This is a genomic window from Alistipes communis, assembly GCF_006542665.1.
GTDB lineage: Bacteria > Bacteroidota > Bacteroidia > Bacteroidales > Rikenellaceae > Alistipes > Alistipes communis.
This window is the reverse complement of sequence record NZ_AP019735.1, coordinates 2819268-2843366: the sequence shown is the minus strand read 5'-3', so window position 1 is coordinate 2843366 and position 24099 is coordinate 2819268. Positions and strand designations below refer to the sequence as shown.

At 51.7% G+C, this 24099-nt stretch carries 17 protein-coding genes and 1 pseudogene; 2 read left to right on the top strand and 16 right to left on the bottom strand.

The annotated features are described in order from the left end of the window. Position 1: 1 nt before the first annotated feature. The 6 genes and pseudogenes from FMF02_RS11560 to FMF02_RS11540 form a co-directional block, all read right to left on the bottom strand. The gene (locus FMF02_RS11560; protein WP_141413253.1) at positions 2 to 3511 is read right to left on the bottom strand and encodes a TonB-dependent receptor; all 3510 of its coding nucleotides are present in this window, start codon (positions 3509 to 3511) and stop codon (positions 2 to 4) included. A 102-nt stretch (positions 3512 to 3613) separates the two neighbouring features. Beyond that, positions 3614 to 4594 (bottom strand): FecR family protein, encoded by a 981-nt coding sequence (locus tag FMF02_RS11555; RefSeq protein WP_141413252.1) that lies wholly within the window; start codon positions 4592 to 4594, stop codon positions 3614 to 3616. Then, positions 4591 to 5181: an RNA polymerase sigma factor gene (locus FMF02_RS11550; protein WP_019129639.1), complete on the bottom strand. Its 591-nt coding sequence runs from the start codon at positions 5179 to 5181 to the stop codon at positions 4591 to 4593. The genes FMF02_RS11555 and FMF02_RS11550 overlap by 4 nt, the downstream gene beginning before the upstream one ends. A 371-nt stretch (positions 5182 to 5552) precedes the next feature. Next, a pseudogene (locus tag FMF02_RS14085) lies at positions 5553 to 5758 on the bottom strand (transposase family protein); the annotation flags it as partial. A 425-nt stretch (positions 5759 to 6183) separates the two neighbouring features. After that, entirely contained in the window at positions 6184 to 7323 is a 1140-nt protein-coding gene (locus tag FMF02_RS11545; RefSeq protein ID WP_046517963.1) for an HNH endonuclease signature motif containing protein, read from the bottom strand. A 35-nt stretch (positions 7324 to 7358) separates the two neighbouring features. Further along, complete coding sequence (locus FMF02_RS11540; RefSeq protein WP_162502305.1) at positions 7359 to 10349, bottom strand: DEAD/DEAH box helicase; 2991 nt, start codon at positions 10347 to 10349, stop codon at positions 7359 to 7361. A 421-nt stretch (positions 10350 to 10770) separates the two neighbouring features. Between FMF02_RS11540 and FMF02_RS11535 the strand changes: the two genes are divergently transcribed. Then, positions 10771 to 10992, top strand: a complete 222-nt coding sequence (locus FMF02_RS11535) for a membrane lipoprotein lipid attachment site-containing protein (RefSeq protein ID WP_141413250.1) — start codon at positions 10771 to 10773, stop codon at positions 10990 to 10992. Positions 10993 to 11019: 27 nt separating this feature from the next. After that, on the top strand, positions 11020 to 11664 hold the full coding sequence (locus FMF02_RS11530) for a hypothetical protein (RefSeq protein ID WP_032134515.1): 645 nt from the start codon (positions 11020 to 11022) through the stop codon (positions 11662 to 11664). A 110-nt stretch (positions 11665 to 11774) separates the two neighbouring features. On the opposite strand, the gene mobV is transcribed toward FMF02_RS11530, so the two are convergent. The 10 genes from mobV to FMF02_RS11480 form a co-directional block, all read right to left on the bottom strand. Next, complete coding sequence (gene mobV, locus FMF02_RS11525; protein WP_032134514.1) at positions 11775 to 13205, bottom strand: MobV family relaxase; 1431 nt, start codon at positions 13203 to 13205, stop codon at positions 11775 to 11777. A gap of 226 nt (positions 13206 to 13431) precedes the next feature. Next, positions 13432 to 14208, bottom strand: a complete 777-nt coding sequence (locus tag FMF02_RS11520) for a DUF8464 domain-containing protein (protein WP_032134513.1) — start codon at positions 14206 to 14208, stop codon at positions 13432 to 13434. Positions 14209 to 14427: 219 nt separating this feature from the next. Further along, complete coding sequence (locus tag FMF02_RS11515) at positions 14428 to 15483, bottom strand: AAA family ATPase (protein WP_032134512.1); 1056 nt, start codon at positions 15481 to 15483, stop codon at positions 14428 to 14430. A gap of 2 nt (positions 15484 to 15485) precedes the next feature. Then, entirely contained in the window at positions 15486 to 15776 is a 291-nt protein-coding gene (locus tag FMF02_RS11510) for a helix-turn-helix domain-containing protein (protein WP_032134511.1), read from the bottom strand. A 130-nt stretch (positions 15777 to 15906) separates the two neighbouring features. Next, positions 15907 to 16788, bottom strand: a complete 882-nt coding sequence (locus tag FMF02_RS11505) for a hypothetical protein (RefSeq protein ID WP_032134510.1) — start codon at positions 16786 to 16788, stop codon at positions 15907 to 15909. A gap of 82 nt (positions 16789 to 16870) precedes the next feature. Further along, positions 16871 to 18067 carry a site-specific integrase gene (locus FMF02_RS11500; protein ID WP_032134537.1) on the bottom strand — a complete coding sequence of 399 codons (1197 nt, stop codon included), beginning with the start codon at positions 18065 to 18067 and terminating at the stop codon, positions 16871 to 16873. A gap of 172 nt (positions 18068 to 18239) precedes the next feature. Next, positions 18240 to 19157: a bile acid:sodium symporter family protein gene (locus FMF02_RS11495; RefSeq protein WP_141413249.1), complete on the bottom strand. Its 918-nt coding sequence runs from the start codon at positions 19155 to 19157 to the stop codon at positions 18240 to 18242. A gap of 1 nt (position 19158) precedes the next feature. Then, the gene (locus tag FMF02_RS11490) at positions 19159 to 19608 is read right to left on the bottom strand and encodes a GatB/YqeY domain-containing protein (protein WP_141413248.1); all 450 of its coding nucleotides are present in this window, start codon (positions 19606 to 19608) and stop codon (positions 19159 to 19161) included. Between the two features lie 34 nt (positions 19609 to 19642). Next, positions 19643 to 22612 (bottom strand): golvesin C-terminal-like domain-containing protein, encoded by a 2970-nt coding sequence (locus FMF02_RS11485; protein WP_141413247.1) that lies wholly within the window; start codon positions 22610 to 22612, stop codon positions 19643 to 19645. Beyond that, positions 22612 to 24057 carry a sodium:solute symporter gene (locus FMF02_RS11480; protein ID WP_141413246.1) on the bottom strand — a complete coding sequence of 482 codons (1446 nt, stop codon included), beginning with the start codon at positions 24055 to 24057 and terminating at the stop codon, positions 22612 to 22614. The genes FMF02_RS11485 and FMF02_RS11480 overlap by 1 nt, the downstream gene beginning before the upstream one ends. Between the last annotated feature and the right edge of the window lie 42 nt (positions 24058 to 24099).

The following is a 24099-nucleotide window of genomic DNA, read 5'->3' as shown; positions in this document are numbered from 1 at the left end:
TTTAATAGGTGATCGAGATGCCGAAGCTGAAACTCCGCATCACGGGATAATTATGTCCGTCGCCCTTGCTGTCGGATATATCCGAGTCGGACTTCTTGTTGGCCACCGTCACATCGAAGTCCTTCGTGTGGCGGTAGAGCGGCGACCAGCTCCAGAGGTTCTCTCCCGAGAAGTAGACCGAAACCTTCGAAAGGCCGATCTTCGAGATCCACCGTTTGGGGAGGTCGTAACCAAATTGCAGGTTCTTCAACCGGATGTACGACACGTCCTGCAAATAGCGCGTATTGATGTTGGCCGTACCGGCGTTCATCGGACCGTAGTAGCCCACGTAGCGCGGCAGATAGGCATTCGGGCGCTCCTCGGTCCAATAGTTTTGCAGATGCCACGTCGGAACCTGGTTGTAGGGACGGTTGTACATGCCCCAGAAAAGGCTCTCGTCGCTGGGGAACCACTGTTGCCGGCCCACGCCGTCGAACAGCGCCGAGAGGAAAAAGCCGTTCCAGTCGGCATTGAGCGAAATGGTATAGATGTAACGCGGCTCGGAATTGCCGATAATCTTCCTATCGCCCGGATCGTCGACCGTGCTGCTGCCACGGTCGATGGCGTCGTTACCGTTCAGATCCTCGAAGCGCATGTCACCCGGATAGGTGATGTACTTCTCGGAGGTCTGCATGATGTCGTTCTTGTAGCCCTTGCCCCCGAACGCCGCGTCGATCTCGGCCTGGTTCTGAAACAGCCCGTTGCAGACGAAACCCCAGATCTCGCCCAGGCGTTGCCCCTCGTAGTAATCGGAAAGTTTGCGCGAGGCGTTGTTATAGCGGTCGATCACGGAATAATAGTCGGCCAACGTCGTCTTGATCCCGAAATTGAAAGGTTTGCCCGCCAGCCTGAACGAGTCGTTGTAGCTCAACGAGATCTCATAGCCGTAGGTGCTCATATCGGCGTAGTTGCCCTTGGGAGCCGTTGCTCCGAAGGTATCGGGAAGCGTCGGCCCGACGGTGTACATGTCGACCGTTTTGCGGACGTAGTAGTCGGCCGTGAGGTTCAGCCGGCCGTTCAGGAAACCGGCGTCCAGTCCTACGTCGAAGGTTTTGGAGGTTTCCCAGCCGATGTTGTCGGGGATCTGCCCCGGGAGGCTCGTGTAGCGCAACTTGGCCTGCCCGAAGAGGTAGCGGGCCGCATCGCCCGAACCGGTACCGAAGGTCGACAGACCGAACGTTTCGAGATAGGTGTAGGGATCGACGTTGCTGTTGCCCAGCGCACCGTACGAAGCGCGCACTTTGAGGTTCGAAACAGCCATAGGGCTGACATTCCAAAACTTCTCCTGCGAAACGCGCCAGGCGGCCGAAGCCGAAGGGAAGAAACCCCACTGCGAGTTATTGGGGAATTTCGAGGAACCGTCGTAGCGGCCGTTGACTTCGAGCAGATAGCGGTCGTCGTAGGCGTAGTTGAAACGGAAGAAGGCTCCCACATAACGCCAGCGGCTACCGCCGCCGGTGATCGACATGACGTCGCCCAGCGCGAAGTTGATGTTGCCGGCGTCGGGCATCAGCAGACCGTTGCGCTCAGAGTAGGTCGACTTGTAGTCCTGCTGCTCGTAGTTGTAACCGGCCAACGCCTTGAAATAGTGCTTCTCGGCGAAGGTGTCCTCGAATTCGGCGTAGGCGTTGGTGGCCATATAGGTCGTCAGCTGCAACGACTCCTTCATCACGTCGTCGGTCTCAGGCGTGCCGAGATAGACGGTTTCGCCCTCGTAGGCACTGTAAGGAATGGCAGTGGTCTTCTTGGTTTCGGTGTAGTCCTTGGTGCGGAACGAGAAGTCGCCCGTCAGGTGCAGGCGGTTTTCCAGCATCGTGACGTTGAGTGTGGTGGTGTTTTTGAGCGTCTTGGTCGTACGGTCGAGCCAGTTGTCGCCCGTCACCAGTCCGCCGATGGCATAGGCGCCCGACTTGGTCAGCGTACCGTCGGGATTGAAGATCGGCGACGAGGGATGCCCCTGATCGTTGACCGAACGCCACAGCACGCCGCCGCCCTCCTTCGAATAGCCCATCGGCTGACGATAGCGGTCGTGCGTATAGTCGAAGTTATTGCTTATTTTCAACCATTTGAACACCTGTGAGGAAACCTTCGAACGGAGGTTCATCGTGCGGTAAGTGTCGGGTGTGAAGTTGAATAGACCGTTGTAATCGTACAGACGCCCCGAAAGATAGTGGCTGATCTTGCCGTTCGAACCGCTGATCGAAACGTTGTGCGTCTGTGCGATCACCGTATCCTTGTAGAGCGCGTCGTAGTAGTCCGTATTGCCGTAGTAAACGTACTTACCGTCGGGATCGACGGTCGTTTCGAGCTTGTTACCCGCGAGTTTGCGCTGGCGGAAGGTGTCGAGCCACGCACGCGAAAAGTCCTGCGAGTTATTGAAGCCCGTCGGTTCGTTGAAACGGTAGTTATACCATGCGTCGTAGAAAAGGCGCGCATAGACGTACCCGTCGTCCACGACGTCGGGAATGGCCGTCGGCTGCTGGATGGAAACGTTGCCCGTGTAGTTGATCGTGAACTTGTCAGGAAGCTTTCCCGGATCCTTGGTGGTGATGAGCACTACGCCGTAGGGTGCGCGCGAACCGTAGATGGCAGCCGAGGCAGCGTCTTTGAGCACCGAAACCGACTCGATGTCGTTAGGGTTGAGCATCGCGGGGTCGCCCTCAACACCGTCGATCAGCACCAGAGCCGATCCGCCCGCACCGATCGACGTCTTGCCGCGGATGTTGTACGACGCCGAACGGTTGGGTTTGCCGTCGGCCAGCGAGATATTGAGGTTGGGAACGGCACCCTGCAACATCTGGGTGACATTAGCCACTGGACGGTTTTCCAGAAGGTCTGAAGAAACCTGGTCGACAGCGCCTGTCAAGTTAGCCCTCTTCTGCGTGCCGTAGCCCACGACCACCACCTTGTCGACGAGCTTGGTGTCCTCTTTCAGTTCGACCGCGACGAACGAGCGGTTGCCGACCGGCACCTCAGAGGCCGCATATCCCAGCGCTGAAACCTGCAACACGGCATCGCCCGCCAGATCGTCGAAGGCAAACGAGCCGTCGGCTCCCGAACTCACACCCCTTGTCGTACCCTTGACGATCACCGCAGCGCCGACCACAGGCTGTCCCGCAGCGTCGCGGACAACGCCTTCAACGGATTGCTCCCTGGCAGCAGCCTGCAAGAAAAGGGGGGGGGAAAGATAGATCTTACCGTCACGGATCTCTATCTCGACCTTGTCGGCCGCCAGCAGTTGCTTCAGCGCCGCACGCACGTCGACATCCTTGACGGCGATGCTCACGATCTTGTCGGGATTGACCGTCGGACGCGCATAATAGAACGTGTAGCCCGTCTGCTCGGTGATCCGCCCGAACACCTGTTCGAGTTTGGCATCCCGGAAGTTCAACGTCACTTTCTGCGCCCGAACCGTCGAGACAGTTCCGGCAGCACAAAGCAGCATCAGAAATAATAGTCTGATTCGTTTCATACAGATTAGTTTAGGTAGTAGTTTACTAAAAAGCCCGTTTGCGCGCTTTTCATACAATAGACACGCAAACGGGAAAAAACGATGAGCCGGAACTCTATATTTTTATCTGAAACTCACCCTGATTTCGGATCGGGAACGTTCGAAACGCACCGGAGAGATCAGTTCCATCTCATGCAACACGTTATCCAATAGCGTATTGTCGGTGGTAAAAGTATAGGATATGGGTTGCGGAGGCAACTGCGTCATTTCGAAATGCACGTCGTACCACCGCGACAAGGTTTCGAGCACCTCCCCCAACGGCGTGTCGCGGAACAGGATCACGTCGTCCTTCCAGATCGAGTAACGCATGGCGTCGCCGACTCGAACAATGCGTCCCTCTCCCGAGCGGCGATCGTAGAGCAGCTGTTCAGAAGGGGTCAGCTCGAAGCTGCCGCTGCGGCCGTCGAGCACCACGCGCCCCTCATCGAGCGTCACGGCAACTATGTCGTCACCGCGATAGGCCTTGACGTTGAACGAAGTACCGAGCACCCTGATCTCACCGCCCTCGAACTCCACGACAAACGGCCGCCGGGTGTTGTGCTCCACCTTGAAATAAGCTTCGCCTTCGAGCCGGATGCGGCGTTCGAAAAGCCCGAACTTCACGGGATAGATAATTTTCGACTCGGAATTGAGATAGGCAATCGAGCCGTCCTGAAACAAGCATTGCGTGCGCCGGCCTCTGTCGACGACGAATTCGTCGTACTCCGCGGCCGAAAAGATGCCCCCTACCTGACGGTCGAGGCGCAGGGCGACACCCAAGACCAACACGACGGGGATCACGACAGCAGCAACGCGGAAAAGAATGCGGCGTCGGCGTCCGCGTGTGAGTGTGGATTTGATCCGTGTAAAAATGCGTTCCGAATCGACCTCCGCCTGTTCGCAGTCGCCACAGGCCTCTCGGTGGTCGAAATCGCGGCCGATGTAACGACTGGCCCACGCCTGCCCCGAATCGGTGGCGAGCCACTCGGCGACCGAAGCGGCCTCGGCGGCGGTGGCGCGGTTTTCGAGCGTCTTATGCAAAAGTTCTTCCGAAGGTCTGTTCATAGAAATAAGGTTTGCAGGATGAAGATAAGCAGAACGATATGGCCGAAACGGCTTTTCAGGAGTTTGACACCCTCCTGGTAGTGCGAACGGACGGTATTGACCGAGAGATTGAGCATCTCGGCGATCTCGGGGTTCGAATAGCCTGCCTTGCGCAGATGCATGACCTGCCGCTTCTGGGGCGGAAGCCTTGCAATCACCGTGTCGAGTACCTGCGACAGATCCTCGCGCTCGATCTGAGCGTCGAGCGGGTCCGAAGCCTCGGGGACGAGCTGTGCCAGGCGGTAACTGTGCACCAGCTCGGTATTGCGGCTGCGCAGGTAATTGAGGATGTAGTTGCGGGTCATCGTGTAGAGGTAGTTCCGCAGGCTCAACATGACGGTCATGTCTTGCCGCCCGACCCAGAGTTTCACGAAGACGTACTGCACGGCATTCTCAGCCGCGGAGCGATCCTTCAACATTTTCAGGGCCACGGCATAGAGAATCCGGTGGTACTTCCCGTAGACCTCCCGGAAAGCCTCCTCGCTCCCCTGTTTGATCTGCCGGAACAGCTCCCTGTCCTCGGGTTCCTGCGTGAAATCTTCGGTCATAGTTTCAGCAAAGACGGTATCGGCCAGAAACGGCAGCAAGCATTGGCATTGCACATCCGAACGGCAGACCATCTTCTGCAAAGATAATATTAATTTCAAATTTGCAAGATCCGTCTTCGAAAAACAGGAAACCGGACAACGGCTTTTTCCGTAGAAAAGGCACCGATTGTCCCGGAAAAAGCACTACCCTTACGGAATAATATTATCTGCCCAATAATAATCGTATGGCAACGATTCCATTTAGAACTGCTGTTATAATAGTTGCATTTTTAACTATTACCGCGGGTGTATATATTTTACCATCTATTGCCGTTGTTTATTGCGACAAACCATTTCTGCATCGGGATATGTGAACCCTCGAACAAGGTTTATACCGTTACGGTAAACCGTTCCCGGTAATCCTTGCATTTGTATAATCCTCGGAATACTCCACCATTCGTCAATTCATAATGTTCTTCCGACTTGCTGCCGCAATGCGGAAAATCGGAACTCCATGCCACCTGATATGTTCCAAGAAAAGCCTACAGTCCTCTTTGGATTGCAAGTTTCTCGGTAAATCTATCAGTGACTTCATCATTCGGGAAAAACGAATTATTAATTATCCTACCCCCCCCGATTTTGCACCATTTTCGGAAAAATTTTCAAAGAAAATGAAAAAAGTCAACCATTATGGCTGACATTTAATGACATGTGTTTTGACTTGAATTTGAATTTTCAAAGAAAAATTCCATATTCGCATCAGGATATTCTATGTTTTGGTTGATGCATTAAGGTATATAGATGTCATATTTTAATGATTTATATTTTATTTTTCGTCGTTTCTCTATCCTTTTTGTAGATTTGGTAGGAGTTCACGAAGTTCTGCCAGATATTATTGCTATTTATTATTATATATCTTAATATCAAAGTGTTGTGGACTTATATAAACGCTTTGGGTAACAAAATAGCAACAAAATTATGGATAAAATTAAGCTGTCAAAAGTATTTTAATCCTGTTAATACTTATTTCTTTTTTCCGGTACACTCATCGAATAGTTCTTCCAAATACTCTTTGGGCATAAAACCGGTTTCTACCCTTTTATGTACGAATAAATTATCATCGTAAATAACTTCTCCGAGTTGATAGTTCAGTTCATCCTCTCTGAATTCGTCTTTATTAAGGCTTGCTACGGGAACAGGCATAGAATCTCCGTCGTCCTGATTTCGCCACACGTATGCGGATTTAGTCATTACGTATAAGGAGTTTCGATCCTTCGAAAATCCATACTTAGCAACCACATATTCCCGATCACCATTGTTGTTCCGCCAATAGACTGCATTTTTGGTCAAATTAGCGGCATAAGCAGTTAAAGGATCACCACTATATTCCTGCGGAGTACATGGGTATTCATTGGGCTTATCATTATAAAAATAGATTTCTTGGGCCGCTCCGGGTGTTAACGAGGGCATAACATTGGGTTTTCTTTGTTCCGGCTCAACGGGACGTTCATATGCTTGAGGCGGAATTTGGCCCCACCCGTTTAAGGAATCGGATTGCAACTTGTCAATTTCGTCTACATTCGATGACTGACCGTCATTTTGCGAAATTGATTGCCGACCATATACCCATTCGCCCAAAGCTCCTCCAGATGTTTGTTTGTCGCTTTCAGCCCATGCCAATAATCGCTCTTTACTGACTTGGGCTTCGGCACCCGTTACAGTTCTCATCCAACTGAAATCGGGAGTAACATCGCTTTCTTGCAATAAAGACGGATTGGCCAAAAACGCTTCGATACTACCACAACGCATAATGATACGTTTGCGGGTAATTGGGTTATCGAGTGCGTTCTCCAATCGTGTGACCCATCGAAGATTGTCCGGACGATTGTTGCGGCGATTCGTATCTATATGATCGACAACATGTTCTTTCGTTGGTTTCGGGCCATGAAAGGCCGTAGCCACAATAATATGGACTCGAACAGAGGCAATCTCCATGTATCCATGTTTATCATTGGGCTTACCGAAAGTCCAGAAATTATCATATTTACGAGGCCGTTTACCATCACGAGGATACCGAAAAACAGCTCCATTATCTCGGACAGAGTATTTTTCATCTTTATAAATACACTCTATCTCTTGCTTAAAATCATTAACATCACTCATATAAACCGACAAAATAATTTCAATACTCGGAAATTCTATGCACTTGCGATAACCCCCAACTTAATCATTCTTGTTTCCCATAAAAACGCTTCAGTTAGACTAAGTAATTTTAATTGTTCTCTTGAGGCTGCAGCTTTCGATAATCCGGGCTGAACTATATGAACTATATATTCAATCTCATACAAACTTTTTACTTTTTCCCTAATTATTGAAAGTTGCTCTTCTGTTCCTAATTCGTATCTATTTTTAGGCCCTGAAGCCCCACGTCTTAACATTCGACCAATAATATGTTCTGGTCTGGTATGAAGCCAGCTTACACACTTTTGCGCTTGTCCATTAACAGCATATAAATCATTGATTCGAGCCCCGGGACGGTCCTCTTGAGAAAATTTCAAATGGAACAATTCCACTTTGACTTTTTTATTAACGTCATCAACTTCGATCGCGATAACATCCGCGATTTCCCCTGCATTGTCATCATCGAATATTATGTCGAAATTTTGTTCTTTAAGTTTCTGTATCACATGATATTGAATACTCGTACTATCTTTCTCATTACCTTGTGATTCGTTTTTAATATTTACACCTGCCCAATCCCAAACTTGAATTTTTTCTCGATCGAATAATACATCCTCATTTCTATATTCGGCCATATATTGGCCTTGTAAAGTAGTTCCATCAACAAACCGGACAGTAGGGAAATAGCGGTCTTTACACAGGAATTCAGATAATGATAAGGTACTACGCCCTATGTTAATGCAAAGAGGTGTTGAAACATTATCTATTGATACATTTCCATCTATAACTTTATAGGTATAATGGGAATCAAAGGCATCGCTTCTAACGATAAAATTTAAAGCTCCATTTGCTTGATTTTCTGAAAGTAAAATATCTATACAAATCAAAGGTTTCATGTTTTTTTCATTTGTTCCTATATAGATATTTTTTTCAAATTCACCGATTATATTTTCTGGCCATTCAATAGAAATTGCACGTTTGTTCGGTATGGCATCGACAGAGACATATTTCGTTGCATGTTGCATAACCATTTCATCGTTGATAGATGAATCTAAAATTTTCGCACCGATTGAATCACACCATTTCGTAAATTCATTTATATTGTTTATTCTTCGAGACCACACTCGTCCTCTATATGAACATCCAACCGATGTTTCCTCGCCATTTTCATAGCCAGTAACAAAGATATTCGACTTAATTTTATTTTTCTGTTGAGCTTCAGTTAATGCCTTTTCAATATCTGAACCTGCATACATTGTAAAACTTCGGAGTGTATTTAATGCGTCTTTTAAGCCTACATTGGTTACTTTTATGCGATTAATATGCCCCAGACATCTAAATATACTCGTTGCATCTACTATATTTGCCGTTTTGTCTGTAACCGCTTTGGCTAAATCTTCGAAAAGAGAACCATTATCCGAACAATTAATAAATAATAACTTTTGTCGGACATTACGATATATGATATAGAGAGTCCAGTGCATTTCGAATAAATCTTCAATCTTTCCGAAAGCAACCTTATCTTTTTTACCTGCAACTATTACAATTGTGTTTCCCTGCTGATTGGTGTCGTAATAAATTTTTTCATATTGCTCTATAGCTGTTAGCCCTTCGGCATATCTTTCAGGATGCCATTCTTGTTCATTAATCTTATAGATGACAGCACTCAAAGCGGGTAAAAGGTTTTGGATTGGTAATTCTTCCGGAAACTTCTCAAATCCTTGTATAAATTCTCGCAATGAAATTTGATTATCAATTCTTCCTTCGCTTAAATAAGGTAATAACCGATTCCAATCAGCATCGGATGCATATAGGTGCTCGATTTCTTTTTGTGCATCAATATCTGCTATATTCACAATTATTGAAGCGCACCCTAAAGAATCATCCATACTTGTTCTTGTAAAACGTCCTATTAATTGCAAAGTTGTAGGCAAGCTTTTTTTGATATCATGAAAAGCTGCAATTTTCAGTTTAGGCATATCGAAGCCTTCCCCAAACATATCAACGCATACAATGATCTTACATTCACCGGCAATTATTTTTGCCTTTATCTCCGATATTGACCTTGTAGATAATTTTGAGTGTATAGACAATGGATTGTATTCCGGGAACGAATCAGCATAGATTTTTTGAATAATCTCGGCTCTTGCAATACTATTCACTCTTGCCATGAGGACATGGTCATATCCATTTTCGATATCCAATCTTAATTGTTCGATAGCTTTGTTTGCTATTATTTGATCGGATTGTTTGGAATTCCACTCAATAATCGGAATATAATTTATTGGCTTGAAATATCCTTCATCTTGCGCTTTTCGTAAAGGATAATTGAATATTATTTTACCTCCTATAGGTTTGTCGTCATTTCGAAATGGCGTTGCAGTAAACTGGAGAACCTTGGTGTTTTTAAAAGAATCTTTTACAACCGACCATGATCTTGCTGGGGTGTGATGTGCTTCATCCACAAACAAATGAGAACATTGGTTTGCGATTGCCACTTGTACAGGTTTAGACAAACTACCAATAATGCTAATTGTCGTAACCACAACATTGCACTGCTCCATAAAAGCAATGGCTTCTTCTGCAGAACATGGACGATGTGACATTACTCCAACAATCGGTTTCAAGACGGTTTCTTTGATTAAACCGAATTGAGGGTTGCTCAGTAATCCCAATGATGCTACTTTATTAGATATTTGTGTTCTTAACGCATCTGTCGGAACAATAATCATTGTCTTGCTACAAGTCGCTGCTATCAACAACGATAGCATAACTTCTGTTTTACCTGTTCCGGTAGGCATCACGACAGTCGCTGGATCTGACGAAATTTCCCAATGTGACAGAACTGCATAAACAGCTCCAATTTGAGGGGACCTCAAGCCTTTGATATTTCTGGTTATATCCTCTTTTTTTAAGAATATTCCGTCTTTCCACGTATCCAAAATCTGGTTTGTTGTTCTTCCTCCAACCACCGGATTACTATCTATTATTTTACCAATAGCCGCCATAACCATAAAGTTTAATGTACGATCTTCCCTATTTATTATATATAGACTTCATTACCAGCCAAAGTAACGGCTATCAAAATTAGTGATTTTGAATCAAGTAACCATAAAAACACAACACAAACTCGCATATTTTACTAAATTTCAAGAATAATTAGCTACATTTGTAATTGGATAGAGTTCGCTCGTTCCAGACATATTGAGAAGAAGCGTTATGCTCATCTTGTAACTTGAAAACGTAGGAAATTTTCAATTAGATGCAAGGATGGCATAGTGGTTCTCACGCTTTAGCGTGGGCTGCTATCACTACATCTGCATCTATGGGTTTCCTACGACCTTCAAGTTAAGACGTGGCATTGCAGTTCCACGCTTCGTGTTACTATAAATATCCTTGTGGAAACTGGAGGATGCAAATAACTTAGTTATGAAAAGATTGATCCTTTTACTCTTGTTTTTCGCAGTGCTAACTTCATGTAGTGTGACAAGAACATACATACGTGATTATGGGAAACAAATTGAATTAGTCAAAACGAATTTTCCGGAGATATACGATCTATATCGTCGTGGTTCCGTTATTATTGATGATGTATATACCTACGAAAAAGATGGCAAAGAACGAGTGGGCATTCATTATCATTACAGATAAATCTATAACATAAATATAAAAGCCACTATGAAACAGATTTTCTTAATTTTAAGTATTGTTCCATTTTTGTTCGGTTGCGTGCAGACAAGAGAACAAAGAGGAGCAGAGATTGCCAAGTCGGAAATGATGAAACGTCTTTACGATGCGGATAGTTACGAACCCATTGAAACACAAATAGACAGCGCATATACTTCTATTTATACGGATTTAGCTGTGATTAGAGCCGTCCATGATTTAATCGAGCTAAATGCGGATGAGCAAAAAGAACGACTGCAACGTCAATACAATTCCGCAAAATCGTCGGCCGCTATTTGGAGCGATTCGAGAGGATGGAGCAGCTATGCCAGAGAAAAATATCGGCAGGCCAAAGAAGAAATGGACGATTACGCTAATCAACTCAAAGAATTGGACGAGGAGGTCAAGGTTAAAATGAACGTGATTCGAGACCATGCAAATGCGGTGAGCGAACACCAATTCTGCGGATGGAATATTTACCATAGATTTCGGTGCGCGAATAGACTTGGCATGCATCAGATCAGCGATGTTTTGATTATCGTAGATGAAAATATGGAATATGTCAATGGCTGTTTTATATTGGATGACGACGATGATTACAGTTTAGAAAAATTCAAAAAAGTTATAGATAAGGCTATTGGCAAAAGACAAAAATAAATATCAAGAGGCTGTCTAACAAGTCTTATTTTAACGATTTCACCCCTGCCAGAATGCGCTCTGACGGGGTGATTTTCATATTCGGAGGCTTGTTGGACAGCCCCTTAAGTTTATCGTTTAAGACCTTTGGATTGTCGTCGTTCCCGGGGGAGAAACTGACATAGTTTTTCAAATCTTTCTTTGCACCACTCCTTAAACAGTATTTTGTCGATATTAAGTTGCAGTTTTCGTTTGTCGGTCGGGTCGGGACTTATTTGAGCAGTTACTCGTTCAACTGTAAATTTGCAGTTGTGTTCTTTGGAGTATAGTTCGCCGCTGTATTCGAGGGGTTTGCCCTTGATAAGCGTCGCAGTTTGTTTGTCATCGAAGCCTATCGTTCGACAAACGCTTTCCATGCGAATCATTTCGCGGAAATAGGGAAACCATTTTACTGCTTTCGAGAGAACGGTTTTCAGCAATGATACCTCCTTTTCATGTCGCTTCGTTAGGTTCGCTGTTTCGGTGGCATGCCGTGCTTGCATTGCCGTCAATTCTCTGCTGTGGTCGTTCTGCATAGTCTGAATTTTCGTTTGCAGCATCTCGATTGTTTCATCGCGTGCGGCGACCTCTTGTCGCAGCATTCCGATCTCCTGCTCCTGCCGTTTGACTTTCGACGTGCCGATCATTGAACCAATACCGTCCAAAATGGTCGTACCGACCTCGGCGGCGGAGTTTTTCAGCCGTTCAGTTTTCAGCTCTCCTTTTACTGCCTTCAGTTCGATTGTGGTTCGATGCAATTCTTCGCGTGCAGCCTGTTTTTGCTTGGTGACATGTTCGATGGCTTTGCGTTTCTCCGCCTCGATGCGGAGCAGTTCGCCGATGTTGTCTTGCAAGTTCTGCTGTTGGGCAATGGCATTGCGATAAAACTCTTGAGTCGTAACGTGTCGGGCTTTCGAGCCGTCAATACCCCGTTGCAGACCGTATTTAGCCATTGCTGCGGCATAGGTATCTTGATACTCTTTTAGCTTGACACGCGACATTACGTCATCCGCACACAGTCGAGGCCGAGTATTGGATTTCGTGTGATATTTCCGTTTACCCGATTCGGTGGATTTTCTCTCGCGGACTTTGCGGCGTTCTCCTGTAACGATGGGAACGACCGCCGCGTGGATATGCGGTGTCGCTTCGTCCATGTGTAAGACTGCCGAAACGACATTTTCGGTACCGAAAGTTTTTCGCAGCCATGTGAGGTTATCGGCGCACCACGCTTTCAAACGGCCCTCTTGGGCGAGGCGTTTCATATCTTCTTGCGAGCCGGTCAGCATAACCCGGATTACCCGTACTTGATTCGTACCGATTTTGCGGGTTAATCCAGCATGGTTGAGCCGATGGTTGATTGCCTCCGTTCGGTCGGCGACACCTTTCGGATATTCGACGAGTTCTTCGTTCAGATAAGTCAACTCCGGTATGGCGTTCGGCGGCATTTTGGTACGTGCGATATGGGCGGTCATCGGAACTTCGTTATCCGGCGACTTATCCAAATGCAATACGACGTATCCCATGATAGTAGATAGGTTTTAGGTGATTGATACTTGCGTGGTTTGTATTTCGACCGCATAGCGGTCGGCGGCCGGAACGGTCGCAAAGGGTTTCCAAAGGGTCGCCCTTTGGCCTATTGGGGCTTTTTCAGCGACATGAAGTGTTGCGGTTCAGAAAAAGCCCTAATAGGCTATGGCTTTTCTGTGGAGGAAAAGTCGCGGGCGCGAAGCGGCCGAATGGTGAGCGACGTTATAACTTGCGACCGCGCGACCGCTGGTGCTCTTTCACGGGACGACGGCCTCGCAGATAGTCGTTCAGATCGTTGTGCGGCCGATAGTGAACGGATTGGTCGGAGAGGTTGCGGCAGACAATTTTCAACTCAGCCGTCGCTTTGCGGCCTGCCTCGTCGTTGTCGAGGTAAGCATAAACCTGTTCGTGCGACGCGATGAACGGAACAGCTTTGGCGAGGTTCGTTACCGAGTTCAGCACGGCGACATTGTACGGCGGGGTCGGGTTGCGCTTGAGCGTCAGGAACGAGAGGTAGTCCATAAATCCCTCGAAGACGAGGCACGTCGGATAATCGCCATGTCGGGTCGTCGGGGCTTTCGATGTGCAGCCCTTGAAATAGCGGTTGCGCAACTCCCAACCTCCGGCATTGTTGCGGAATCCGACGGCGAAATAGGATTTGTTCGCCACGCGATAATGCACCTCCGAACAATGTCCCCGCGCCGTATCGAGGTCAATGCCCCGCTCCATGAGGTAGTCAAGCAAGGCGGGATTTTCCAGCAGTCGCACCTTCTCGACGATAATTGAGGGAGAACGTTGCGGAACAGGATTCTTTCCGGTGAAAGAGAAAACGGGCATCCTGTCAATATGTCGTTCCAGCTGCCGCATGGCCTCCCCGGCCTCGCACCGCTCCATGCGCATCACGAGGTCGATCAGCGTGCCGCCCTCGCCCAACCCGAAGTCATACCACAAATTCTGCCCATAGTCCACCTTAAAACTTGGTGTTCGTTCTTCACGCAACGGTGAAAGATAAAAACCGTATCGCGGATTGTCTTTGGCTGGACGGATGCCCTGTGCGGCGAGATAATCCCGTATCGGAAACTTATTGACTGTTTTTGCGTCCATAAACTGTTTTTCTTTCAATCGGTTTATCGGTACGTTCGGGGTTTAACCCGCCGTACCGGTTTAGAATGATTTAATAATATATACCCCAGTTCCGGACTAAACCGCCCGCAAGGGTCAATAGTGGAAATCGGGATTGTAGCAGTAGAACCTATCCTCCTTGACGATCATCCGCTTATTCTCCAAAAAGACTTTGAGCTGCTTGGCCTTGTTGATGCCGAACGAATGACCGATCGAGGCATAGCTGCTCTGCAACCGTCCGATAAGTGATGAATAGGAAACACGGTCGGCTTCGGAAAACAACAGCTCCAGCGCTTCGCGGTGCTTGTCCGCGCTGACCTCTGCATAGTCGAAACTCTTGGCGGCGGTCGTTTGCCGGAGCTGGTAATCCTCGACCAATTCGGGCAAGCCGTCAGCGTTGATGCGAAACGCGAACGGCTCGAAATCCCGATCGCGGATGTGCATCGCCGCGACGGAGCTTATATCGCGTTCGAAGTCGTCTTTGGTGATTTGCAGGACGGTTTCGGCCTTGTTGTTCAACTCCGTGCCCAGATGTCCGCGCGTATTGTCGTCGCCCTTGTTCAGATGCAACACCGTATGGATGTGGATGCGCCGCTCGTCCGTCCACTGCATCAGTTTCGTGATGAGGTCGGTCGCCTCGCCCGGACTGTTGATGTCGTGCGCCAAATCGCGGATGCCGTCGATAACGACCAGTCCGAGGTTGTCGAGGTCATAAATAGCCTCCTCGATCTTCCGAAGCCGCTCTTTGGTGGCATAGCCGCGCAGGCACAAGAACTCCAACAATGGCGGATGTGCATCGGTCGGCAATCCCGCCAGCCGCAGAATCCGGCATAATACCCGCTTGCAATGGAAGCGGCTCTGCTCCGTATCGACGTAGAGGATGCGCCGCTTCCGGGGCGGCAAAGAGGCCGAATAGTTCAACACCGTGCCGCCCGTCATGGCTGCCGCCACGATCGCGCAGACATTGAACGTCTTCTTGCTCTTTGCCTTGCCCGTAGAAGCGCTGAAATTCCCCAAAGTCCCGATGACCGAATCACCGACCCGCAAAATTACGGGAGGAGCCGCGAACTCGTCAGTTACCAACAGACGGGCAGATTGCCATGAAGAGGACGAAGCCGCCGGAACCGAATCGGAATTTCGTTGCGCGCTCATCGCTACTTCTTCTTCGAAGAATGTCCGAGAACATATTGTTGTGCCTCGGCTTCGATCTGCGCCTGCGTCTTGACGGGATTGCGACGCAACCACGCTTCCAGTTCCGCACGCTCGAAATAGAGCATCTTGCCCTGCGGCTTGTAGTGCGGAATCAGATTGCCCGACGTCAGTTTGTAGAGGTAGCTTTTCGAGAGGTTCAGAAAACGGCTGGCCTCCTCGAAGCTCAGCACGTTTTTGGTGTGGAACACCTGCTTTTCGAGTTCTGCAACCCGCATCTCAATACTTTTCTCCATAATTTAGATAGATTTAAAATAAAACAAAATGGAGTGCATGCCCTCCGTGTCTTGTAACCGTTACGGGGGCAAATGTATTGACGATAAGCTTGATAGCAGATTGACCTATCTTTGAGGTCTCAACCCATTCTCAAAGTCTTTTCACTTGCATAAGGTACCTTTCAAGGGTTGCGTATTTTCCCTCGACACCGACGTCGCGGATGTAGTTGGTCGCCGTGGATAAGTCGCTTTGATTGATGTATTTATCGCGGGTCGTATCTTTCGAGAGAAAGAGTTTGTGATTGGCAATGACGGATTGCCAGTTCGGCGTTATCAACCCGCGGCTGCTCAATCCGGAGAAAAAGAAAGCAACGAGGCGATTGTTGTTTGACCGCACGATCGCTTCGGGTTTGCAGGCGAAAATAGCTTTCAACTCGTCCGCCGACAGCGATACGTTGAACATTTTGACATCATTGACAGCCGTAGTGAGGTAGGCGATCTGCTCGTCGGTAAGTATCGAATCGAACGGATTCTCCGTTTCTGCAATGGGCGACGCGGCAATAGCTGACTTCGGCGCAGATTCAGGCAAGGATATTTCCATTTGCCGCAAGTAAGCTGCATAACGTTCTCGTACGACGACGTTTACGACAGCAGAAAAATAAGGCAGTTCGGCATCGTAGGCCGTGTTGTCCTGCTCGTATCGGGAGTAGTCGAACGAGGGTGCGGAGAATGCGAGGTACTTTTTCTTTTCACCGGCATTCAGCGCCTCGAAGAATCCGCCCTCCCAAAGGAACGCCGGTTCGGAGTAACAGAACCGGAGATCGGACAGTCCGGAGTGGTGCAAATACAACTCGGCCAACTCGTCGGCAATCCGGTTATACTCCAGCCTTTCCTGCTCTTGCCGCTGCTCAGGGGCAAGTCGTGCGGTTTTCGTCGCAATACGCTCCTCCAATACCCGGCAAGCGTGTTTGATGCAACGATCGAATATCTTTTGCAGCTCGTCGAACTGTGGTTTCAACTCTATGCCTTCCATAATCCGTCTTGTTTCATACGAAGATACGAAAAACGGTTGAAAAAGAAAAACGTGCGAATCGTTGTCCGCACGTTCCTTTACATCACTCTGTCAGATTCGGAATCAACCCGATAGCCTCCTCTTTCTTTTTGTCCACGATTTTGGCGTAAATCTGCGTCGTGGCGATATTCTTGTGTCCGAGCAACTTGCTGACGGTATATAAATCGGCACCCAAAGTCAGCATCATCGTGGCATGGGTATGTCGGGCGACGTGAAACGAGATGTGTTTGGTTATTCCGGCGACTTTCGCCCAATGTTGCAGCGTATCGTTCACCGTCCCCTCGTGCGTCAGCGGAAAGATAAAATCGCTATCGCTTGCTTCGCCGCGCTCCGGCAGCCACTTCAACGCCTCGTCCGAAATCGGCAGGTAAAGCGGTTCTTTGGTCTTTTGCATCGTGATTTCGATGCGAACACGCCCTCCGCTCCGTTGCAAGTCACACCACTTCAACTTGCGAATATCGCTGACGCGCAGGCCACACAAGCAGCTGAAAAGAAAAGCCCGCTTGACGATTTCGTGCCGACACTCGGTATTTATCAACGTCTTCAACTCGTCGATCGTCAGATACTCGCGGCGGCTCGGCTCCTGCCGCACCTTGCCTGCGAAATCGAACTCTTTGGTCGGATTGACGGTGATAATCCCCTCCTTGTAAGCGCGATTGATAGCCGTTCGGAGCGTTCCGTAGTAGGCGACGACCGAATTATTGCTCAATAATCCACCGCCGATTTTCCGCAATCCGTAACGGCTAGCTTTGGGGGCTTGCCGCAAAAAGTCGGTGAACTCCGCGAGAAACTCCTTATCGACATCCCGAAAAGCGATGTAGTCGCCGCGGAACAGCTTCAACTCACGAATCGTATTCAACACGGTACGAGCATAGTTCGTACTTCCCCGCTCGACGGATTTTTTGCGAATGTTTTCCAGATAATCGAGCAGGTTCGCTTTGGACTTGTTCGTGTTCTGGAAACCGTGTGCGTCGTTCTGCACCTCGACGATCCGTTTGCTCTGAATGGCTTTGGCAAGGGCAAGCGTCGCTTCGTTCTTCGCCTTGTCCTCCCGCGTCCGTTCGGGGATAAGGTATAGTTTCAGAAACTCGTATTTCCGTTTGCCGCCGACATAGTTCTCCTTACGAATTACGTCGCCCGTATAATAATCCAAATAGATAGATTGATTTCCGTTGGAGAGTTGCTTGAACCGGATTCGCACCGGCTCCTTCAATTTGACCGTCTGTTTCTGCTTCGCCATACCCATTCCCGTTTATTGCTCCAACGGCAAATATAGCGAATTTGTTTTGTTACTACGGCATCTTTGAGTAACAAAATAGTAACAAATATCGGGCAATTATGGGCTTTATCGGGAAAAGTATCGAAACAACCGAAAATTCGATAATAAATATAAAATACTAAATAACAGCTATTTATATTTGATTTTTCACCGCTTCTCTGTCCTTTTTATAGATCTGATAACTATTCACGAAGTTCTGCCACACGATATAGGCCGTCGGAGCGACCGACGAGATCGGATCGAGAAACGATTGCGCCATCCAGACGGCCAGCACCGTATTCTTCTGTCCGAGCGACTGTCCGCCGGCGACCGCATCGCCGTAGCGACGTCCCAGCCAGCGGCCGAACCTGAACTGCACGAGGCAGATCACGAGCGCCGTGGCAGCCAACGCGGTCTCGACGGCGCCGTCGGCCTCGGGATGATCCAGAATGAAGGTCGTCGTGCGGCCGATGATGACCGTCAGCGACACGAGCCACAGGTAGAACGAAATCTGACTGTGGGCGGCCACCCAGCCGCTTACCTTCGGTATTAAGGCGCGGCAGCCCTGTGCGGCGGCGAAGGGCAGGATCAGCAGCGGCGCGACCCTGGCCAGTATGACGGCCAGCGAGCAGTCGCCGCTGCCGACCACCGAGAGGATGAAGGGTGCGACGACGGCGATCGTCATGTTGCAGAGCAGGCTGAACGTGGTCATCGAAACGATGTCGGCGCCCAGCATTCCGCCGATCACGACGGCGGCCATTGCGATGGGTGTCAGCACGCAGATCATCCCGCCTTGCGCTACTGTCGGGCTGAACGGCAGCAGAATCCCGTAAACGGCCACGCTGAAAACGATCTGCGCCGTCAGCAGCCAGAGGTGAAGCGGTTGCAGCCGCATACTGCGCACGTCGACGCGGCAGAAGGTGAAAAAGAGCATCAGGAAGATGAGCGACGGGGTAATCATTCCGCCGCTGGCCGTTTCCAACGCCGCGATCGGCCGGCAGAACATCGCCCCGACCACCATACCGAGCGGCATCGAAACGGTGCGGAGGCTATGCGGATGCGGGAAGGTCATCTCAGCCCAACAGCTCCCGGACTTTGGCCGAAATGTCCTTGCCGTCGGCCTGTCCGGCAAGCCGCTTCGAGGCAACGCCCATGACCTTTCCCATCTCCTTGACCGAGGTGGCGCCCACTTCGGCGATGACGGCACGCACGGCTTCGGTCAACTCCTCGGGCGACAGCTGCCGGGGCAGGAACTCCTGCATCACGGCCACCTGCGCCAGCTCCTCCTCGGCCAGATCGGCACGGTTCTGCTGGCGGTAGATCTCGGCCGAGTCGCTCCCCTGCTTGGCCAGCTTGGCGATGATCTTCACCACGTCGGCGTCGGGCAGTTCGGCGATCTCCGTACCGGCGGTTTTCGCCTCGATGATGTACTTCTTGATGTTGCGCAGCGTTTGCAGACGCACGGGCTCCTTGGCCTTCATGGCCTCCATGATACCCTTCGAGATTTGTTGTTCGAGTGACATAACAGGTAATACTATTTAATTTATTGTAAACATACTATTTGCGCGGTTCTAGAAAATTCATGATCTGCTGCATCAGCCGGTCGCGCTGCCCCTCGTCGACGATCGCCTCGAACGGGAATCCCATCGCCAGCGAACGGTAGTCGCCCGTGTAGCCCACGGCGGCGGTCTGGTCGCCGTCGTCGTACCGCATGACGGTGAACCCACCCCCGACCGGACGCAGCGCGTCGGGAGCCTCGACGGGATAGAAGTCGCGGCACGGTTCGGTGTTGAAATAGAACCGTTCGCGATCCATGCGGGCCGGCGAAGCCACGATGCGCGCCTCGCCCCGGCGCGAAGCCTGTCCCCCGCGATAATCGTACCGAAGAACCGACTTCACGAATGCCCGCTCTTCATCCGTCGACGCAGGCGACCGCCACGGATCGGTGGCGATGAAACTGCCCGACACGAAGAGCGAACGACCCGAAGCGGTGAACTCGCCAAGTGCACGCCGCAACCCCTCGGGAAAGACGCGGAACTCGACGCCGCTCGTGCCGCGCCCCATTTCGACAGAGCGTTGTTTGCCGAAAATCACATCCATGAAGAAGTAGTCGTCGGTCTTCACCGCCCCCGCAGCCAGCGCCGCGGCCGAAGCGGAACAGAAGGAGTAGCCCGCCCGCACGATCGATGCGCCGTGCAAACGCGGATAGTCGAACGTATTGCCGCCTATGACCTGCGTGGCGTAATCGCTGTAACACGATCCGAGCGCCTCTTCGTCGTTCTCCGCCTCGGTGAAACGCCGGTCGAACACCCGCTGTTCGCCGATGAACGAAATGTCGTGCCGGTCGGCTACCCCGCTGTCCAGTCTGCGGTAGAAACCCGCCAGCGAATCGCCCTGGATGCTCAGCGGCGCGCTCACGCGGTCGAAGCCGTTGACCACCAGCACGCGCCCCTTCGGTTCGGGCACCCATGCCGCCGAGAGCGTTTCGCTCGGAAAACTCTCGCCGCCGGCGTTGGTCGCCGTGACGCGGTAGCTGTAAATTACGCCCGGTTCCTGTCGCACGACGGTCGATGTCCCGTCGACCGGCACGCCGTTGTCGAAATCGCCGTCGCCGATACGGGTGTAGAGAACATATCCCGTCGGCGAAGCGCTCGCTTCGAGCGGATCCTCCACGCCGTGCCATTGCAGCCGCACTTCGTCGTCGCGTTCGGCGAAGACGGCCGAAAATCCTTCGACGGGCAGCGGCTGGACGACGCAGGGACGGCTGTACTGGAAGCTGACGTGGCGCAGGATCGCCTTGTAGATCGCACGCGACACGAGGAATTTGAAGCGCGGATCGCTGCCGTAACGCATGTCGGCGAAATTTTGGTGCGACAGCAGTTCGAGCAGCATCGTCGGCGCCGCAGGAACGCGCGCTTCGTAGTAGGAGCGATTCCACAATCCGCGCCGGCGCCATTCGGGTTCGTAGGTGGCGCGGATGTCGCCGACGATCTGACTCATCACCAGATCGGTCAGGTCACGCGACAGGTAGCGGCTGGCACCTCCTTCGAAGCGGCCGCCGTTCTCCTGTGTGAAGTAGATACCCAGCGTGCCGATCGTCTCGTCGTTGCGGCGCACGCCGGCGTCGGAGTGGAAGGCCAGCGCCATGTCGACGGGAATGTTCAGACCCTCTTCGTCGGGCAGCCGTTCGGAGCCGCCCATGAGCGCGTTGACCCAGTGGGCGCGCGACATGTAATCCTCCTTGTAGTCGTCGAGCCCCTCCTTCTGACGGTAGACCGTTTCGGGAAATCCCGCCCATTGCAGCCAATAGCGGGCGCCCTCGCAGAAACGGGGATAACCGCTCGGCTCGCAGAAATAGTCGGTATCCTGCGTGCGGAACTCCACAGCAGGCGTGCGGGCGACGTTGCCCATGCCGCCGCCGATCTTCACGGCGTCGGCCGTCACGACGCGGTTCTTTTTCGACGAGCGGTTGCTCAGCGTGACCAACGCAGGATTTTGTCCCGCCGCGAAGCGGAATGTCCCCAGATAGATCCATGTGCCGCCGCCCATGGTCTGATTGACCGCGAAACGGCTCTCGCCACCCAGATGGCGCACCGTGTAGAGGGCATCCTCCGAACTGCGTTCGACCGTCTTGTAGGAGACGTAGACGGCGTATTCGCCGCTCGCGGGCAGGTCGGCGCTCCATTCGGCGCGGCTCTCGCGGCCGTCGGTTACGGTCTGCACGCCGCGTGTCGTCCCCTCCGCAAAGGGGTTCTGGCACTCGACGTAGACCTCGCGCCGGTGTGCGAATCCCGTTCCCGCATCGAACCAGCGGCGGTCGCCGGTGAATTCGACGTAGGACGATCCTTCGTCCACGCCCGCATCGTTGTCGGCGATCGCCTCCTCGGTCTGCACGTCGCGTTCGCGCGGCAACAGCACGTTGGCACCCGCCCGTTCGAGCATCGGCACCAGATAAGGCAGCACGTAACTTTGCGTGTAGAGGTCTTCGCAGGTCTCCCACAGCCGCGAACGCTGCCAGCGCCAGCGGTTCTCCTCCTGATCGAAATAGCGGCCGTGGCTCTGCCACATCGCTATGTGGCGCCCCGCGAGTCCGTGCGTCGGTTTCACGGGCGACGACAGGCGGGTCACCAGCGGACGGTCCGAACGGTTGGTGAAGGTCTTGCCCCGGCTGCCGCTGCGGTAGATCTGCGGAATCAGCTCCTCGATCGGGTGCTTGTCCGTCACGAGCGACAAGCGCCGACGGGCGAGCGAGGCGGGCAGCAGGCTGCGGATCGAGTCGTAGATCGCCGCCACGCTCCGCTCGCGGAAGGGATAGTAGGACATGCCGATCGAGGCGTAGAGCGTCAGGCGGTTGCCTGCGTCGACGACCTGTGTGACGTTCGTCTTGCAGCCCGCCACCTCGCGGTCGAGGATGCGGGTGAGCATCTGCGAAATCTCCTTCCGCTTTTCGGCCGAGAGGCCTTTGGCCGCAGCCGGAACGACCGACAGCAGCAGCGGCAGAAAGAGGATAAGGAGTCTGTTTTTCATCATTTTTTACGAACCAGCAGCAACATGCCCAGCATGGTGAACAGGGCGTTGTAAATCAACAATTCGAAACCGATATGGTAACTCCACCACACGCGGGCCGCATATTGCAGCGATGCGCTCAGCAGCGGCGCCGCAACGGCCGCGAACGGTACCCAACGGTCGCGCACCCGACAACGGGTGAACATGCCGAAGGCGAACATTCCCAGAATCGGGCCATAGGTGTAGCTCGCCACCTTGTAGACGAGGTTGATGACGCTGTCGTTGCCGAAGGCCTCGAAACAGAGGATCAACAACCCCATGAGCACGGCCATGCCCACGTGCACCCGCCGGCGGACGCGGGTCAGCCGGCGTTCGTCGTAACGGCGCGTACCCTCCAAGATATCGACCGTAAAGGAGGTGGTGAGCGCCGTGAGCGCCGAACCCGCCGCCGAATAGGTGCTCGAAATCAGTCCCACGACGAACAGGATACCGACGGCCGCCAGCAGACCGCCGCCGACGGCGACGAGCGAGAAGACCTGGTCGCTCTTTTCGGGCATCGAAAGGGCATTGGCATCCATATAGAGGTAGAGGAAGACGCCCAGCATCAGGAAGAGGTAGATGACCACCATCTGACTGAGTGCCGTCAGCACGATGTTTTTCTGCGAATCGCGCGGCGAGGCGCAGCTCAGATTGCGCTGCATCATGTCCTGATCGAGCCCCGTCATGGCGATGAGCGTGAAGACGCCGGCCCAGAACATCTTCCAGAAATAGTGCGCCGAACGGGGATCGTCGAAGAAGAAAACCTGCGAGTAGGGGCTTTGCCGCACGGCTTCGAGCGCCGCAGGGAACGTCAATCCCAGTTCCCGCACGATGAATACGATGCAGAGCACGACGCTTCCGACCAGGCAGACCGTTTTGAGCGTGTCGGTCCAGATCAGCGACTTGACGCCGCCCTGCTGCGTATAGAGCCAGACGAAGAACATCGTGACGGCCATGTTGACCCAGAACGGCAGTCCGTAGTGGTCGAAGACGAGCAGCTGCATGACGGCGCAGACGACATAGACGCGCAGTGCGGCGCCGAGCGATTTGGAGATGAAGAAGAACCAGGCCCCCGTGCGGTGGGAGCCCACGCCGAACCGGTCGTCGAGATACTCGTAGAGCGACACCACTTTCATCTTATAGAAGAGCGGGATCAGCACGAAGGCGACGACCATCTGCCCTACCGTGAATCCCAACACCATCTGCATGTAGGAGAAGGAGTCAGCGGCCACCGATCCGGGCACCGAAATGAAGGTCACGCCCGATATGGCTGCGCCGATCATGGCCAGAGCGGCCATATACCATGGAGTGCGGCGGTTGCCCGTGAAGAAACCGGCGTTGTCGGCCTTGCGGCCCGAAAGGTAGGCGACGACGAACAGGACGGCGATGTAGACGGCGACCGTGAGGATGACTGCTGCTGGGGTCATGAGGCGTTTTTTTAGTTCGGGCGGAGCACCCTTCGCTCCAAA

Excerpts from the sequence above, each read along its gene's own strand:
- FMF02_RS11505 (WP_032134510.1), bottom strand. The coding sequence starts at position 16,788 with ATGGAAGGCATAGAGTTGAAACCACAGTTCGACGAGCTGCAAAAGATA.
- FMF02_RS11485 (WP_141413247.1), bottom strand. The coding sequence starts at position 22,612 with ATGAAAAACAGACTCCTTATCCTCTTTCTGCCGCTGCTGCTGTCGGTC.
- FMF02_RS11500 (WP_032134537.1), bottom strand. The coding sequence starts at position 18,067 with ATGGCGAAGCAGAAACAGACGGTCAAATTGAAGGAGCCGGTGCGAATC.
- FMF02_RS11550 (WP_019129639.1), bottom strand. The coding sequence starts at position 5,181 with ATGACCGAAGATTTCACGCAGGAACCCGAGGACAGGGAGCTGTTCCGG.
- FMF02_RS11490 (WP_141413248.1), bottom strand. The coding sequence starts at position 19,608 with ATGTCACTCGAACAACAAATCTCGAAGGGTATCATGGAGGCCATGAAG.
- FMF02_RS11560 (WP_141413253.1), bottom strand. The coding sequence starts at position 3,511 with ATGAAACGAATCAGACTATTATTTCTGATGCTGCTTTGTGCTGCCGGA.
- mobV (WP_032134514.1), bottom strand. The coding sequence starts at position 13,205 with ATGGGATACGTCGTATTGCATTTGGATAAGTCGCCGGATAACGAAGTT.
- FMF02_RS11480 (WP_141413246.1), bottom strand. The coding sequence starts at position 24,057 with ATGACCCCAGCAGCAGTCATCCTCACGGTCGCCGTCTACATCGCCGTC.
- FMF02_RS11545 (WP_046517963.1), bottom strand. The coding sequence starts at position 7,323 with ATGAGTGATGTTAATGATTTTAAGCAAGAGATAGAGTGTATTTATAAA.
- FMF02_RS11515 (WP_032134512.1), bottom strand. The coding sequence starts at position 15,483 with ATGAGCGCGCAACGAAATTCCGATTCGGTTCCGGCGGCTTCGTCCTCT.
- FMF02_RS11530 (WP_032134515.1), top strand. The coding sequence starts at position 11,020 with ATGAAACAGATTTTCTTAATTTTAAGTATTGTTCCATTTTTGTTCGGT.
- FMF02_RS11510 (WP_032134511.1), bottom strand. The coding sequence starts at position 15,776 with ATGGAGAAAAGTATTGAGATGCGGGTTGCAGAACTCGAAAAGCAGGTG.
- FMF02_RS11540 (WP_162502305.1), bottom strand. The coding sequence starts at position 10,349 with ATGGCGGCTATTGGTAAAATAATAGATAGTAATCCGGTGGTTGGAGGA.
- FMF02_RS11535 (WP_141413250.1), top strand. The coding sequence starts at position 10,771 with ATGAAAAGATTGATCCTTTTACTCTTGTTTTTCGCAGTGCTAACTTCA.
- FMF02_RS11495 (WP_141413249.1), bottom strand. The coding sequence starts at position 19,157 with ATGACCTTCCCGCATCCGCATAGCCTCCGCACCGTTTCGATGCCGCTC.
- FMF02_RS11555 (WP_141413252.1), bottom strand. The coding sequence starts at position 4,594 with ATGAACAGACCTTCGGAAGAACTTTTGCATAAGACGCTCGAAAACCGC.